The 15966-nt window shown below is 44.1% G+C and carries 13 protein-coding genes and 1 other annotated feature; of the genes, 8 read left to right on the top strand and 5 right to left on the bottom strand.

From position 1 onward, the window contains the following. Positions 1-5: 5 nt before the first annotated feature. The 6 genes from hemC (at position 6) to AC4EHK_RS10590 (ending at position 8026) form a co-directional block, all read left to right on the top strand. On the top strand, positions 6-935 hold the full coding sequence (hemC, locus tag AC4EHK_RS10615) for a hydroxymethylbilane synthase (RefSeq protein ID WP_490978755.1): 930 nt from the start codon (positions 6-8) through the stop codon (positions 933-935). Next, positions 928-1629: a uroporphyrinogen-III synthase gene (locus AC4EHK_RS10610; protein WP_490978754.1), complete on the top strand. Its 702-nt coding sequence runs from the start codon at positions 928-930 to the stop codon at positions 1627-1629. The genes hemC and AC4EHK_RS10610 overlap by 8 nt, the downstream gene beginning before the upstream one ends. Continuing rightward, positions 1626-2609 (top strand): porphobilinogen synthase, encoded by a 984-nt coding sequence (hemB, locus tag AC4EHK_RS10605; protein ID WP_490978753.1) that lies wholly within the window; start codon positions 1626-1628, stop codon positions 2607-2609. Before AC4EHK_RS10610 ends, hemB begins: the two co-directional genes overlap by 4 nt. Next, positions 2606-3892, top strand: a complete 1287-nt coding sequence (hemL, locus tag AC4EHK_RS10600; protein WP_490978752.1) for a glutamate-1-semialdehyde 2,1-aminomutase — start codon at positions 2606-2608, stop codon at positions 3890-3892. Before hemB ends, hemL begins: the two co-directional genes overlap by 4 nt. 155 nt (positions 3893-4047) lie before the next feature. Beyond that, complete coding sequence (locus AC4EHK_RS10595; protein WP_490978751.1) at positions 4048-5097, top strand: AbrB family transcriptional regulator; 1050 nt, start codon at positions 4048-4050, stop codon at positions 5095-5097. Between the two features lie 21 nt (positions 5098-5118). Then, positions 5119-5341: a binding site (T-box leader), on the top strand. 51 nt (positions 5342-5392) lie between these two features. Then, positions 5393-8026, top strand: a complete 2634-nt coding sequence (locus AC4EHK_RS10590) for a valine--tRNA ligase (RefSeq protein ID WP_490978750.1) — start codon at positions 5393-5395, stop codon at positions 8024-8026. 285 nt (positions 8027-8311) lie between these two features. Here the strand turns inward: AC4EHK_RS10590 and AC4EHK_RS10585 are convergent, their stop codons facing one another. Both AC4EHK_RS10585 and AC4EHK_RS10580 read right to left on the bottom strand, forming a co-directional pair. Then, positions 8312-9109 (bottom strand): ATP-grasp domain-containing protein, encoded by a 798-nt coding sequence (locus AC4EHK_RS10585; protein WP_490978749.1) that lies wholly within the window; start codon positions 9107-9109, stop codon positions 8312-8314. Further along, positions 9106-9969, bottom strand: coding sequence for an ATP-grasp domain-containing protein (locus tag AC4EHK_RS10580; protein ID WP_490978748.1), 864 nt, complete (start codon positions 9967-9969; stop codon positions 9106-9108). Before AC4EHK_RS10580 ends, AC4EHK_RS10585 begins: the two co-directional genes overlap by 4 nt. Positions 9970-10040: 71 nt before the next feature. Here AC4EHK_RS10580 and AC4EHK_RS10575 point away from each other — a divergent pair, with 71 nt between their 5' ends. Then, a complete protein-coding gene (locus AC4EHK_RS10575; protein WP_490978747.1) occupies positions 10041-11228 on the top strand; it encodes a bifunctional folylpolyglutamate synthase/dihydrofolate synthase in 1188 nt (395 codons plus the stop codon). A gap of 47 nt (positions 11229-11275) precedes the next feature. Continuing rightward, complete coding sequence (locus AC4EHK_RS10570) at positions 11276-12979, top strand: diguanylate cyclase (RefSeq protein ID WP_490978746.1); 1704 nt, start codon at positions 11276-11278, stop codon at positions 12977-12979. Positions 12980-13023: 44 nt separating this feature from the next. Here AC4EHK_RS10570 and AC4EHK_RS10565 read toward each other — a convergent pair whose 3' ends face one another. From AC4EHK_RS10565 to AC4EHK_RS10555, 3 genes are read right to left on the bottom strand one after another with little or no spacing between them, the layout of a single operon-like run. Next, a complete protein-coding gene (locus AC4EHK_RS10565) occupies positions 13024-14913 on the bottom strand; it encodes a hypothetical protein (protein WP_490978745.1) in 1890 nt (629 codons plus the stop codon). Next, positions 14913-15467 (bottom strand): pilus assembly FimT family protein, encoded by a 555-nt coding sequence (locus AC4EHK_RS10560; protein WP_490978744.1) that lies wholly within the window; start codon positions 15465-15467, stop codon positions 14913-14915. The genes AC4EHK_RS10565 and AC4EHK_RS10560 overlap by 1 nt, the downstream gene beginning before the upstream one ends. Further along, positions 15460-15951 (bottom strand): type IV pilus modification PilV family protein, encoded by a 492-nt coding sequence (locus AC4EHK_RS10555; protein ID WP_490978743.1) that lies wholly within the window; start codon positions 15949-15951, stop codon positions 15460-15462. The genes AC4EHK_RS10560 and AC4EHK_RS10555 overlap by 8 nt, the downstream gene beginning before the upstream one ends. Positions 15952-15966 lie beyond the last annotated feature (15 nt).

Raw genomic sequence — 15966 nt, 5'->3', positions numbered from 1 at the left:
TTATTTTGAGAAAAATTATTGTAGGTTCAAGAAGAAGCAAGCTGGCGTTGACACAAACCAACCAGTTTATCGATAAATTAAAAGCAGCTGGAGCTCCTTTTGAGTTTGAAATCAAGGAAATCGTTACAAAAGGCGACCGCATCGTAGACGTCACGCTGTCAAAAGTCGGAGGTAAAGGTTTATTTGTCAAAGAAATTGAACAAGCACTTTTTGACCGGGAAATCGATTTTGCAGTTCACAGCATGAAAGACATGCCTTCTGTATTGCCTGAAGGCCTTGCCATCGGCTGTATTCCAGACCGCGAAGATCCGCGTGACGCTTATATTGCGAACGACCATGTGAAATTGATGGAACTTCCAGTTGGAGCAGTTGTTGGAACGAGCAGCCTTCGCCGCAGTTCTCAGCTCTTGTTGCTGCGTCCGGATCTTGACATTCAATGGATTCGCGGAAACATCGATACGCGTCTTGCAAAACTAAGAGCGGGCGATTTTGATGCTATTATTCTAGCGGCAGCCGGTTTGAAACGGATGGGTTGGAAAGATGATTTGGTTACAGAATTCATGGAAGTTAGTGAATGCCTGCCCGCTATTGGACAAGGTGCATTAGCCATTGAATGCCGCGAAGAAGACGCTGAATTGATGGCGGAACTTGCTAAAATCAATGATGAAAATACAGCATTGGCCGTTAACGCTGAACGCAAATTCCTTCGGGATATGGACGGCAGCTGCCAAGTGCCGATTGCTGGATATGCTACGGTCAATGATGGTGAAATTACTTTTACTGGACTTATTTCTTCACCAGAAGCTGATCAAGTGTTCAAGGAAATGTCTGTTAGCCGCGACCCGATCGAAGCTGGCCGGATTGTTGCAGAGAAAATCAGCGCACAGGGCGGTTATGATTTGATTCAACGCGTTAAAGCTGAGAGCAATGTCTAAGGAAAGACCGCTGCTCGAAGGCGAAACCATTGTTTTTACCGGTTCCAGAGAACCTGGGGAAGCGGTTCGCCATGCACGGTCACTTGGGGCAAAGACGCTTTATTTGCCGCTTGTCACCACTTCCATCCGTGAGTCGGAAAAGCCTGATTTTAACAGCTACGACTGGCTTATTTTTACGAGCCGCACCAGTGCGCAGGCATTTTGCCAGCTTCATGAAACGGTTAGAGCCAAAATCGCAGCGGTTGGTGATCAGACAGCGGCGATTCTGCGAAAGCACGGCTACGCACCAGATTTTATTCCGCAGATTTTTAGCGCCGATCATTTTGTCCAGGAGTTCCCGGCTATTGCGGGTCATGCCAAATGCTTGTTTATCAAAGGGTCTTTGGCGAAAAATACCATTGCCTCGATGCCAATGCAAGTGGACGAGTGGACAGTCTATGACACCGTGTTGAACATGGAAAACGCTGAAATGCTGGTGTTGTTGGAAGACATCATAATTCTTTTTGCCAGTCCTTCTGCAGTGTCGGCTTACCGGCAGGCAGGGGGAGACTGGTCGAATATCCGTACCGCTGCTATTGGCCACGTAACGCAAGAGGCTATCCAAGCAAACGGCGGAACAGTTGATTTTACTCCAAAGAAATACACGTATATAGAAGTCATCAACGAAATAGCGAAAGGAAGTTTGTCAAAATGAAAGAATTGAATTTTAACCGTCACCGCCGTTTACGCGGTTCAGCCAATATCCGGTCAATGGTCCGTGAAACGAGCTTACATAAAGAGGATTTCATTTATCCGATTTTTGTTGTCGAGGGTGAAAACATTAAACACGAGATTTCATCTATGCCAGGTGTTTTCCATTATTCATTGGATAAATTGGGGGAAGAACTGGATGAAGTTGTTGATCTTGGAATTCCTTCTGTCATTCTTTTCGGCGTACCCAATGAAAAAGACGCAGTTGGTTCACAAGCTTACCACGACCATGGCATTACGCAGGAAGCAATCCGCTTTGCAAAAGAGCGCCATCCTGAGCTAGTGGTTATTGCAGACACGTGCCTGTGCCAATATACCGATCATGGCCATTGCGGCGTGATCGAAAATGGCGTCATCTTAAACGATAAATCACTTGATTTGTTGGCGCGCACGGCTGTTTCACAGGCAAAAGCAGGAGCTGACATCATTGCACCATCGAACATGATGGACGGTTTTGTGGCAGCGATCCGTTACGGCTTGGACCAGGCAGGATTTGAAAATACGCCAATTATGTCGTATGGCGTCAAGTATTCATCTGCTTATTACGGACCGTTCCGTGAAGCGGCTCACTCAACGCCTCAATTCGGTGACCGCAAAACCTATCAGATGGATCCGGCTAACCGTATGGAAGCATTGCGGGAAGCGACTTCTGATATTCAAGAGGGCGCGGATTTCATGATTGTAAAACCGGCCTTGTCTTATTTGGACATTATCCGCGAAGTTCGTGATAACTTTGATATTCCAATCGTTGCTTACAACGTTTCAGGTGAGTACGCGATGGTCAAAGCGGCGGCGGCAAATGGCTGGATCGATGAAGAGAAAATTGTTCTTGAAACACTACTTAGCATGAAGCGCGCAGGAGCAGATATCGTCATGACGTATCACGCGAAAGATGCCGCTCGCTGGTTGGAGGGAAATAAATGACCTACGAAAAATCACAAGCAGCATTCACAGAAGCAAAAAAATTAATGCCGGGCGGGGTTAACAGCCCAGTCCGTGCCTTTAAATCGGTCAACATGGATCCGATTTTCATGCAATCAGGAAGTGGCGCAACCATTACGGATATCGACGACAATACGTACATCGATTACGTCTTGTCTTGGGGACCGCTGATTTTAGGCCACGCGCATCCAGAAGTGGTAGCAGCGATTCAGGAAACTGCTGCGCTTGGCACGTCATTCGGTGCACCAACCGAACTTGAAAACACCATGGCGAAACTGGTTATGGAACGTGTTCCATCGATTGAAATGGTCCGCATGGTGTCATCTGGTACGGAAGCAACGATGAGTGCATTGCGCGTAGCACGTGGTTATACGGGACGTGATAAGATCCTGAAATTCGAAGGCTGCTACCACGGACATGGAGACAGCCTCTTGATCAAAGCAGGTTCAGGCGTCGCGACCTTAGGTTTGCCGGATTCACCAGGCGTTCCAGCATCGATTGCGAAAAACACCATTACGGTCCCTTACAATGACTTGGAAAGCCTAAGATTGGCGTTCCAGGAATTCGGCGACGATTTGGCTGCCGTTATTGTAGAACCGGTTGCCGGCAATATGGGTGTCGTGCCGCCAAATGAAGGCTTCTTGCAGGAATTGCGCAATTTGACCACAGAAAACGGCACAGTACTTATTTTTGATGAAGTCATGACAGGTTTCCGTGTTGGCTTTAATTGTGCACAAGGTTACTTTGGTGTTACTCCAGATATGACGTGCCTTGGCAAAGTGATCGGCGGCGGATTGCCGGTCGGCGCATTCGGCGGCAAGCGTGAAATCATGCAGCAAGTAGCTCCAAGCGGTTCGATTTACCAGGCAGGCACCTTGTCCGGAAATCCGCTTGCCATGCGTGCAGGTTTCGAAACCTTGTCCCGTTTGACAGAAGAAAGTTACAACGTGTTTGTAGAACGCGGCGATCAGCTGGAAAAAGGGTTCCGGGAAGCGGCGACGAAATACAACATCCCGCATACCGTTAACCGCGCCGGATCGATGATCGGTTTCTTCTTCACAAACGAAGACGTGGTTGATTTTGAAACAGCGAAAACTTCGGACACGGATTTGTTTGCGGATTACTATCGTTTGATGGCAGAAGAAGGCATCTTCTTGCCGCCGTCCCAGTTTGAAGGCATGTTCTTATCGACTGCCCACACGGAAGAGCACATTGCAAAAACCGTAGAAGCATTCCATACCGTATTTGCTAAACTGGCACGCTAATATAAAATGGAGGCATCTGGATTTTTTCAGGTGTCTCTTTTTTGTTGGCTTCATCTAATGGAGCTGGAATCATGGAATTCTGTTCACCACCCATACACGCTGAAATTTCGTGTAACATAGATAGCAGCAACAACACGCGGAAAAGAGGAGAGACAATGAGGCCATTTATACTTACTGCCATCATTGCAGTAGCATCAGGAGCGGTTTTTGAAGCGGTCGGGATGTTTCTGCCCTGGCTATTAGGACCAATGTTTGCCTTGTTGTTGGTCAATCAGTTCACGAAACTGCCCCTTTACTGGCCAAAGTTTTTGCGGACAGCGGGACTGGTGATGCTGGGCATTCAAATCGGTTCATCCTTTACACGGGATGCAGTGCTGTTGATGGCCGTGGATTTGCCATATATGGCATTTATGACGGTATCGGTCGTCGCGCTGTCGATTGGACTGGGCCTCTTGTTTAAGAGAATGGTCAATGAAAGCTTGGCGACCAGTCTGCTTGGGTCGATTCCAGGAGGCTTGGCACAGATGGTCGTTCTTGCTGAGGAGATTCCGTCCGCAAATATCACCGTCGTGACAATGATGCAGACCATTCGGATTTTCATGGTGGTAACGATTGTGCCATTCCTGACCGTTTTTTTGAATGGCAGAGGCGCGGGAGAAACGCAACAGCAGCTATTTACATTTTCGCCGATGCTATTTCTAATGGCTTTCGTAGTTGGGATTTTGCTTTTCACCGGAATGAAACGGATCGGTTTTCCAGCTGCTGAATTGCTGGCGCCCATTTTGGCGATGGCTGTTGTTCAGTCCTTTTCGGGTGATGTCCTAATTGACATGCCTTACTGGCTCATTGCCATCGCGCAGGTGTTTATTGGGGCAAACCTCGGTTTGCAGATGGAAGGCATTGGTGAAAAGCTAACATTCCGGCTGGGTGCCGCGATTGTGTTGAACAACGTCTTGCTGATCGGGTTTACGGTGTTAATTGCGATGATTCTTGCCCACTGGCTGCCCGAATACATATTTCTCGACTTTTTCTTGAGTGCGGCACCTGGCGGCATTGCTGAGATGGCAATCACAGCGCTTGCAGCTGGAGGCGATGTGGCACTGATCACGGGCTTCCAATTGTTCCGTCTGTTCTTTATTTTGCTGATTGCGGCGCCGATTGTGGCATTCATTGTAAAAAAACTTGACGCTAAAACCGGATATTGAGTACAATGGGAGTAATTAGATAATCATGCGTTGAAGAGGATAGTAGGGTGTGCGTGCATTTCAGAGAGAAGACCGAGTGGTGAGAGGTTTTCATGGGCGCGCATTTGAATGTCACCTCGGAGCAGTTGCCGTGAAACACAGTAGCGGGAACCGGACTGAACATCCGTTATGAAACTTGAGAGCCAGGTGGGCAAGTGGACCTGTGTATAAAGGTGGTACCGCGAAAAACTCCTTCGTCCTTTACAGACGATAGGAGTTTTTTGCGTTCTGCCAGAAATTTAGAGGAGGAATTCCAATGACTGAACAAATGTCGACCAAGTACGATCCGCAATCGATTGAAAAAGGGCGTTACGATTGGTGGGTCAACAACAAATTCTTCGAAGCCAAACCAGAAAGCGGCAAAACGCCGTATACCATTGTGATTCCCCCGCCAAACGTGACCGGCAAGCTGCATTTAGGGCATGCCTGGGACACAACGCTGCAGGACATCATGACGCGCATGAAGCGCATGCAAGGCTTTGATGCGCTATGGCTTCCAGGAATGGATCACGCCGGCATCGCAACGCAGGCAAAGGTAGAAGGCAAGCTGAAAGAAGAAGGGCGTTCACGTTACGATTTGGGCCGTGAAGCGTTTCTTGAAGAATCATGGAAATGGAAAGACCAATACGCGGGCCATATCCGTGAGCAATGGTCGAAACTGGGCCTTGGCCTTGATTATTCCCGTGAGCGTTTCACATTGGATGATGGCTTATCAAAAGCGGTACGCGAAGTTTTCGTAAAATTGTACGAGAAAAAATTAATCTACCGCGGCAAATACATCATCAACTGGGACCCAGCAACACAAACCGCCATTTCCGATATTGAAGTGATCTACAAAGACGTACAAGGTGCGTTTTACCATATGCGTTATCCGCTTGCGGACGGCAGCGGCCACATCGAAATCGCGACAACGCGCCCGGAAACAATGCTTGGCGATACAGCCGTTGCGGTTCACCCGAAAGACGAGCGCTACCAGCATTTGATCGGCAAAAAAGTTATCTTGCCAATCATCGGCCGCGAAATGGAAATTGTGGCGGACGATTACGTGGACATGGAATTCGGAAGCGGCGCTGTGAAAATCACGCCGGCACATGATCCGAATGACTTTGAAATCGGCAATCGCCACAACCTGGAACGCGTGCTGATTATGCACGAAGACGGTTCAATGAACGAGAATGCCGGAAAATACGAAGGGCTTGACCGTTTCGAGTGCCGCAAGCAAATCGTTAAAGATTTACAAGACATGGATGTACTGTTCAAAATCGAAGAACACTTGCATTCAGTTGGCCATTCAGAGCGCAGTGGGGCAGTAGTAGAACCTTACCTGTCCACACAGTGGTTCGTAGACATGAAGCCGCTTGCTGCTGCTTCTGTAGAGGCGCAGAAAACAGATGCGGGCGTTAACTTCGTACCGGACCGTTTCGAGAAAACCTACCTGCACTGGATGGAAAACATCCGCGACTGGTGCATCTCGCGCCAGCTTTGGTGGGGGCATCAAATTCCGGCCTGGTACCATAACGAAACAGGTGAAATTTACGTAGGCCACGAAGCACCGGCTGACCCGGAAAACTGGACACAGGACGAAGACGTACTGGATACATGGTTCTCTTCTGCCCTATGGCCGTTCTCAACGCTTGGCTGGCCGGAAGAAAACGATGACCTAAGCCGCTACTACCCGACCGATGCATTGGTTACAGGCTATGACATCATCAATTTCTGGGTATCGCGCATGATTTTCCAGGCACTAGAATTCACAGGGGAAAAACCGTTTAAGGATGTCTTGATCCACGGACTTGTGCGCGATGCGGAAGGACGCAAAATGTCCAAATCGCTAGGCAACGGCGTTGATCCAATGGATGTGATTTCTGAATACGGAGCGGATTCTTTGCGCTACTTCCTGGCAACGGCTTCGTCTCCTGGACAAGATCTTCGCTACTCGAACGACAAAGTGGAGTCTGTTTGGAACTTTGCCAATAAAATCTGGAATGCTTCCCGTTTCGCTTTGATGAACATGGAAGGCATGACGTATGACCAAATCGACCTTTCCGGCAAGAAATCCGTAGCGGATTCATGGATCTTGACCCGGTTGAATGAAACCATCGAACAAGTAACAGAACTTGCAGAACGCTACGAATTTGGTGAAGTGGGACGTTCGCTTTATAACTTTATTTGGGATGACTTCTGTGATTGGTATATCGAAATGTCGAAATTGCCATTATACGGAGAAGACGAAGAAGCGAAGAAAATGACGCGTTCGGTTCTTGCGTATGTCCTGGATAACACGATGCGTTTGTTGCATCCGTTCATGCCATTCATTACGGAAGAAATCTGGCAGAACTTGCCGCACCAAGGCGAATCGATTACGATTGCAGCTTGGCCGACAGTGGACGATTCGTTGACCGACCAAAGCCAGTCTTCCAGCATGAAGCTGTTGATGGACGTGATCCGATCAGTACGGACAATCCGTTCAGAAGTGCAGTCGCCGATGAGCAAAAAAGTGCCGTTGACGATTTCTGCAAAAGACGCCAACATGCATGCTGTACTTGAAGCGAATGCAGCTTATATTGAACGTTTCTGCAACCCGGAAACTTTGACGATCGGCCAAAACATCGAAGCGCCAGAAAAATCGATGTCAGCGGTTGTATCGGGAGCCGAGTTGTTCATGCCGCTTGAAGGCTTGATCGACATTGATGCAGAACTTGCACGTCTGAACAAGGAACTGGAGAAATGGGCAAAAGAAGTGAAGCTCGTCAGCGGCAAGTTGTCGAACGAACGCTTTGTTTCCAAAGCACCTGAAGCCGTAGTTGCAGAAGAACGTGCGAAACAAGCCGATTACGTGGAAAAACACGCTACGGTTGAAAAACGCATCGTAGAATTACAGAACCTGTAAGATATAAAAACCGCTTTCCTCAATGGGAGAGCGGTTTTTTGATTTTACAGGGATATTCCGCAAACTAGCTCCGCTTTCCTGCGGGCTTGCGCCGAACTAACTTGGGCTTAACGCCCAAGTGGATTTCGGCACTTCGCTCTCCCGCGGGAGTCTACGCTAGTTTGCTCCATATCTATCCTTTTATTTAGATAATACAAAGGAAGTGAAGAAATTGGAGTTGCTTGAAATTTCCAAGATTCTTACTATAGGTGCTTCCACTAACAAAGCATATTGTGAATGCCAAAATTATTTTGGCCGATCTTCCCGTCGAAATGGTGCGTGCTTTTCCAATTGGTGTATATGCTCCACCAATAATTCGGCAATGTTTTCATCATGTGTTTCGTAAAACGAGCGGGCGCCGACAGGGTCTTCGATTTCATTGAATAAATGGCTTCCATCTTCCAGCAATAAAAAGTCGATGCCAATATAGTCGCTCTTTAAAGCACGCGCGATCCGCAGGACGTCTTTTTCCTGAGCCGTGGTGAGTGTGTATTTTTCGATAGTCCCACCCAGTGAATAATTGGCTTTAAATGAGCTGCCGGAGCTGCGCTTTACGGCCCCAACAACTTTTGTGCCGATAACATAGGCACGGACGTCTGCCTGATGCTGAACCACCGGCTGGAAAATCAGCGGTGAAGAGACGGCTGGGATTTCTTCAACAGCATTCAGCAGCCACACTTCCGAACCGCCGTGGCCATCTAAAGTTTTGGCAATGCACGGGAATGTTGCAGCATCTCGAAAGCTGGGAATGGGCGGAACACCCAGCAATAAGAACAATTGATAGCTTTGCCATTTGTCGTTGGCGATGCGGTTGACTTCTGCCCGGTTTACTAAGCGAATGCCTCGGTCTTCTAAAAAACGTGCTGCTTCCGGCCGACGTGAACGGAACACGACCGTATCGCCATGCAGCTCATTCGCCAGCAGCTGCAGACTATCTTCACTCCAGTTATCCCAGGTAAGCAATGAAGTGTCACCTAAGCGCACCAGCTCATCAATAAAGCCGTGATTGCGGTTGGCATCCTTTGTTTCATAGAGAAGTTTCATTCCAAGTCCTCCAATATATAAGCGATCATGGCGTCTGCAACATTGATGCCTGTAACATTCAGGATATTGCGGATGTGGGCGGCTGCATTGACTTCACACACCAAAGGCTGTTCATTTTCCCCAAACAACAAATCCACTCCAGCAAATGTCGCATTAACTGCATGCGCTGCGGCCAACGCCAGTTCTTTTTGAGCAGCGGTTAGCTCAATGGGAGAAGCCACACCGCCATTGGTAATGTTGGCGCGAAAATCGGTTTCAGAGTGGCGGTACATGGCCGCAACAATCTGTTCGCCGACTATATTCACGCGGATATCGCGTCCATGGCTTGATGCAACGAATTCCTGAAAGACAAAATCGATGCCTCTCAAGCTGTCGACTTTTTTATAAAACTGTTCTTCGGTTTCGATCAAATACACTTTCATGCCGAATGAGCCGTGTCCTTCTTTAATCACCATGGGAAGCCCTATACGGTCGATCACTTTTTCAAAATATCCGGAATTTGCTATTGAAAAATTTGGATAGACTTTTGGTGCAACGATGGTCCGTGGCATCGGCAAGCCTGTGGCCGCGAGCTGGACATATTGTGTGGCTTTGTTGTCGCATAAATCAATGACGGCAGGATCGTTGTAAACTGGTACGCCGCGGCTTTTCAAAAAATATCCAAGCAATATATCTTTATCCAATAAAACTGCAAAATCAGGTATACTTAAGTTGACTGATAAATCCATGATCGTTTCATAGTTTTTCATAATCTTTGCAGCGATGCCGGCTCTCTCAGCTGCTTCGGCCACAAGCCTGGCTTGGTCTTCAAACTTATCGGAAACTAAGCTTCCGTTGTAAATCACCCAACAACTCGTCATATCCATTCCACCTTCGTGCTATAATCATACACAAAAAGTGTATCATGTTTACTGCAGAAAAGAGGCTTCTTATGATTATCGGACTCGATCAATACAAAAACAAATGGAATATACATACAGACTCAACCATCCAGCCAGGACTGGAAGCCATTACTGCTGCTTTAGATGAGCTTGGAAACCCGCATCAACAAGGACGATTCATCCATTTGGCCGGAACCAACGGCAAGGGATCCACGGCTGCTTTTCTGTCGGCCATTCTTCGGGTGCACGGATACAGTGTCGGCAATTTTTATTCGCCGTGCATTGAGGATCTTCATGACCAAATCCAACTCAACGGCAAGCCGGTTGATCCAGAAGAGCTGGGATGGGCGATGGAAAAACTGAGTCATGTAACAACACCATTAACTGATTTCGAACTGTTGACTGCAGCAGCGTTTATCATTTTCAACAAACAGGCTCCCGATTTTATTATTATTGAGGCCGGCATGGGAGGGGCTTTTGACAGCACGAATGTCATCAATCCGGATATTGCTATCATTCCATCCATCTCAATCGATCATACTAATTTTCTGGGGGATACAATAGAAGAAATTGCATGGCATAAAGCCGGAATCATAAAAAAATGGAAACCGGTTGCCGTCGGAAAACTTCCGCAAGAAGCATTGGAGATTGTCCAAGAAACAGCAGACCGGCTTCATGCTGAAGTGATCCAGCCTAAGGATCTGACAGATGCACCGTTAAAATTAAAAGGACAGCATCAGCAACGAAATGCCAGCTTGGCACTGGAAGCTGCAAAAGAACTGCTGGATTTTAGTTTTAATGAAGAAAAAGCTCGAAAAGGGCTTTCTTCCGCAACTCTCGCATACCGTTTCGAAAGCGTATTGCCAGGAGTCATTTTTGATGGGGCTCATAACAAAGCGAGCATCGATGCACTGGTTGCAACGATCAAGGAGACAATGCCAGATCGCTCCATCCACATTGTTATGGGAATATTTAAAGACAAAGACTATGTTTATGCTTTGCGCCAGCTTGAGAAGGTCAGCGACCATTTCACCTTTGTTGATTTTGACAATGAACGTGCGTTGCCTGCGAAAACTTTATTTGATGAAAGTTTAAGTAAAAGAAAGACAATTGCAAATTTATGTGATATATTACCTGTAAATAGGATAGAAAAAGAGACTATAGTCACAGGATCGCTTTTTCTTCTCACAATTCTTCGAAATTACGAAAAAACATTTTTTCAACATTACCAAACCTAAACTCCGTTGTTCACTACGGGGTTAGTTGTACAGAAGGGGAAGATGTTATGGGAAAGAAATTAACACGCAAAATGATTCTTTGGAGCTTGTGGGCATTTATTGTGCCTGCAGGCTTGGTAGTTGTTTATAATTTTTTCCCGCCATCAGTAAGTGATCCCTGGAATTTAGCCGCCTATGTGTTGTTTTTTGTGTTAATGAGTTTCATGCCGATGAATATTAATGGAGCTTCAACGTTCCTGGTCCAGTGGATGATGGTTGCTCTATTTTTAAAATACGGAATTTTTATTGAAATACTGGTTTCGCAATTAGCGATGTTGATTGTGTTGTATCGAAGCCGCACCAGCGAAGCACAGTCGAAAAGAATTCCGTTTAATTCACTCATGTTTTTTTTGATGTCCTTATTTGCCGGCCTGGCATTTGTAGTTGCAGGTGGTCAATTCGGTTCTTTGGACCTGACGGAAGTGATTATGTATGGATTGATTTTTCAAGTAGTATCGGTTTTGAGCAATCAAATCATTTTTCAGGTTTATGATCGAATGATCGGCAATCACACTAAATTTTTCTCGATCGATGCTTTATGGGATTTTGGTTTGATGTTGCTAATTTTCCCATATGCCATTGCACTTTATATTTTTGAGTCCTATATCGGGATTGCGGCACTTGTTCTGCTGGGCGTGCCATTTTTCACCATGACTGCTGTACTGAAAATGTACAACAACTCCGCTCAGGTGAATACGGATTTGAAAAAAGCAGGAGCTATTGGGCATCAGCTTTCCGTTCACTTAGAAGTGGGAGAAGTACTGGATCAGTTTGTTGTGGAAGTCGCCAAAATGTTTGATGTGGAATATGCCTATGTGATCGATTACCGGGATGGCCAGCAACAAATGCTGCGAATTTACGAAAACGGCAAGTTGCAGCCTCGCCAAATTGCGTCCATCCCTTACAAGTACGGAATTGCTGGAAACGTTATCATCACCAATGATTCCTATATTTACGATGAAAGAAGCCAGTGGCAAAATCTGGTGACCGGCAACCTTCCAAAAGATACGGAGAGTTTGATGGCTACACCCATTAACCGCAACAACAAAACGGAAGGGGTGTTGGTGCTGGCATCGAAAAAAAGATATGCATTTACCAAACACCAGCTGCAAATTTTGGAAATCCTCAGCACTTATTTTGCGGTCTCGTTGGAAAAAGCCGGCTATATGCAAAAACTCATTGCCAAAAGCGAACGCTGCGGTTTAACCAAGTTGTACAATTATCGCTATTTGGACGAAACCCTGGAGAACTCCATTAAAGAAATGAAAGAGGGCCATTTGGCACAACTGTCACTGATCATGATGGACATTGACCATTTCAAGAGCATCAATGACCGTTACGGCCACCAAAGCGGCAACGACATCCTCATTCAGCTGGCGGATATCCTAAGAGAAGAGATAGGGAATGAAGGGACAATAGCCCGCTATGGCGGTGAAGAATTTGTTGTGCTGTTGACCGATTACAGCAAAGAACTGGCCATGCTGCTCGCTGAAAACTTGCGCAAGCGCATCGAAAAGCATGAATTTCTGATTGAAAGCGACCTCGCCGAAAACCGGGAACAGCAAATTGTCCACATCACTCTGAGCATTGGCGTCTCCACTGCACCGGATGACAGCGACGAAGGCATGTCGTTAATCCGCAATGCCGATCGTGCTTTGTATATCGGAGCGAAGCAGGCTGGGCGGAATAAGGTTGCGGCTTATGTGAAATAAAAAAGAAGGCTCAAGTTCAGCTTGCTGAACTTGAGCCTTCTTTTTTATGGTGCTCCATATTTCCTTTCTAACTCAATTGGTGGAGAAACATTTGTAATCCATGGTTCGGTTTGTATATCTAATTCAGAATAATTCTTTATTATATCCTGATCATATATGATCTGGAGTCTTGAGCTAGATTTTGGAAATTTTAATTGCTCACTATCGGTGTAGTATCTTTTTCCATCTCCTCTAAGAGCATTTAAAATTATTTTCCGAGCAGAAATACCACCATTAATTTTAATGTTCGAACCCACACCATAAATTTCTAGTAACTCTTCACTATACAAATATCCTTTAAATTCACTCGGAGTTGGTTTATCAACGGAATTATTGGATAAATGAATATTCCCTTTAGCAAAAACCATTAATGAACTATTGCGCTTTTCTTGATTACTTCCGATTATTTCAATGCCTTTTATTTCTGATTCTTTAATATCTACATCGCCATCTACATAAAAAATGGCATCGCTTGTCAGTAATTTATCACAAATAGATAAGTTACCCTTAATATAAAAAGTTCCTTTTACCGTAACTTTTCTCTTATTATTTGTTGTACATCCCTTGCTTCCTAATATCAAGTCCCCATCAATGTGTCCACTATTAGTAATTAATGAGTCAGCATCAGTTAAGTTTACACTTCCTGGCACACCTAATTTTCCGAAAGTGTTAGAGTTAAGAAATTTAAAAATATTTTCACCAGTATTAATGGGGGTAGTTTTACAAACCTCTTGGTATCTTCCAAGGAAAGGGAAAAATATCCATACCCATTCGTTAGTACATGCAGTTTTTGAATTTCTAAATTTTAAGTAGGTTTCAATACCTTCTCTATTTAAATTTTTCACTTCTTTAGTTTGGTTAATTTCAAATTGATTTTGAGAATTGGGATTTAAAATAATATCATTATTCTTTTGAGAAAAATTAATAGGTTTAATATTTACATTGGTAGAAACTCTTTGTGGCACTGTAATTGTTTCAGATGCTGGGGTATGTGTGGTTCTTTTCAGAAACAATTGATCAATGGTTAGATTAGTATCATAGTTCCCTTCAGAATTAACATATTTGGCATACTCTGTTTCACTAGCATTATCAAAAGAACTCATATTTTTTCCTTTGTATAAGTTTCCCTTAATAAATACTTTGCTGGATGTTAAATTAAACCCAGATAGTTGTGGTAAAACACTTGGTTCAGTTTGATATCTCGATCCAGACTTCCATATTCCATAGTCAGAGGAAATTAAATCTCCATCTATTTTTATATCCCCTTCAATTGAGGAACCGCCATTTAATATTAAATTACCCTCACCAGGCATATCTGGAAATCTGCTTGGATCAGTTGGATCTTCTGTATTGTCCACTTCAAATGCTCCTAAAACATAGTTTAAAAACTCAGGATAATCAGTGGAGCCAATATTATATGTGGCATAAAGGGTTTCTACTTTTGTTCCCGATTTCCCAGTGCTTTTAAAAGTTATATCTCTACGCAAATATTCAGTCGAAGAATTGACTTTTATTCCACTAGTCAAGTCTTGCTCAACCAAATGTATGCAGGTGGAATACTCCGTACCCGAATTCGAATCAGCCTTGTCTTTAATTGGACTGCCACTTGTACAGTTATACTTACTAGTGATTTTATTTATTTCTTTTACATAATCCGTAATACTGAGACCTTTTTCAGCTAGAACATTATTCAATTCATTGGTGATTTGTGAAGTGATACGTTCAATTCCTTTACTTGCTAAGTCAGAAGATTGAACAATTTCTTCACGTGTTTCGTTTTTTGTTACGCCATTAAAAGTCATGGCTATTAAACTAATACCCAAAATAGAAAATAACACTACAAGTAGCAATGTTAGGAGTAGGGAGTAACCTGACTCATCTTTTAACATACGCATTAAGAACCTCCTTCTAAATCATCGATAAGCTGTAATGTATTTTCAAACTTCATTTTATGTTCTTTATTACCTTTTATGGTTTTTAAAGTAAAAATAATTTTTATTTCTTTACCTTCATTGAACTCTGATATTAGAGTGGGTGATGTTGTATTATTACAATTTGTAGGAATTAGCGTAACATTTTTGTTATAAAACTGAATTGTTTTACCAGCCACTTTTAGACTGTTTTTTTCAAAACCTGTGAAATAGTGTAGAGAATCACTATTCGTATCAGCTGGTCCTATATAAGAACTGGCTTTTCCGTTAGAACAGTTGGAAAATACTGCAACCTTCGAATTTTTTAAAAGAAATACTTCTTTTATAAAACTAGACATGATTAAATCTGCTTCATCGCGTAATTCACTCTCAACTTGGATTTTCTGATAGTTTGAATAACCTTGAAAAAGTAATGTGTATGCAAGAGTACTAACTATACTAAGGATTACAATGGTAGCAAGAAGTTCCACGAATGTAATTCCTCGTTTACTAGTGATAAATTTTGCTGGACTATTCATATGATATATATCCCTCCACTGAGCTTGAAATATTGGACTGTTCAGCTCTTACAGTGACTATAACGTTTATCAATGAAAGATCGGATTCTGTATTTATCCTAACATCACTTACTTGAGTGTCCTGTGTCTGAGAAAAATTGAACTCAACATTATACTTCTTACTATTTATTTCATCCAATTCTAAATTGATTACTCTACATTTTCTTTTAACTCCAACCTGTGGTTCGACTAGTGGGCATGGACTCATAGCAAGTACATCTACTAATAGAACGTCATTGTCAGGGAAGTTCAATGTATTTTTTGAATCGACCTTTACTCTCTCCAAATAAGCATCAGCCAAATTAATGACAACCAATTTTTCACTATTTGTAACTGCCAGCCGATTAGTATTCGCAAAAACAGCTGTAAAGCTCATCAATACGATAGAAAGTATGACCAGTGAAGCAAGTACCTCTACCAAAGTAAAACCTCTCTCGTTTTTCATAAAACACCTCTTCAT

It is taken from the genome of Planococcus sp. TJ-307, assembly GCF_058268435.1.
Note: the sequence above shows the minus strand (reverse complement) of the source record. Positions and strands in the feature narration are given on the sequence as shown.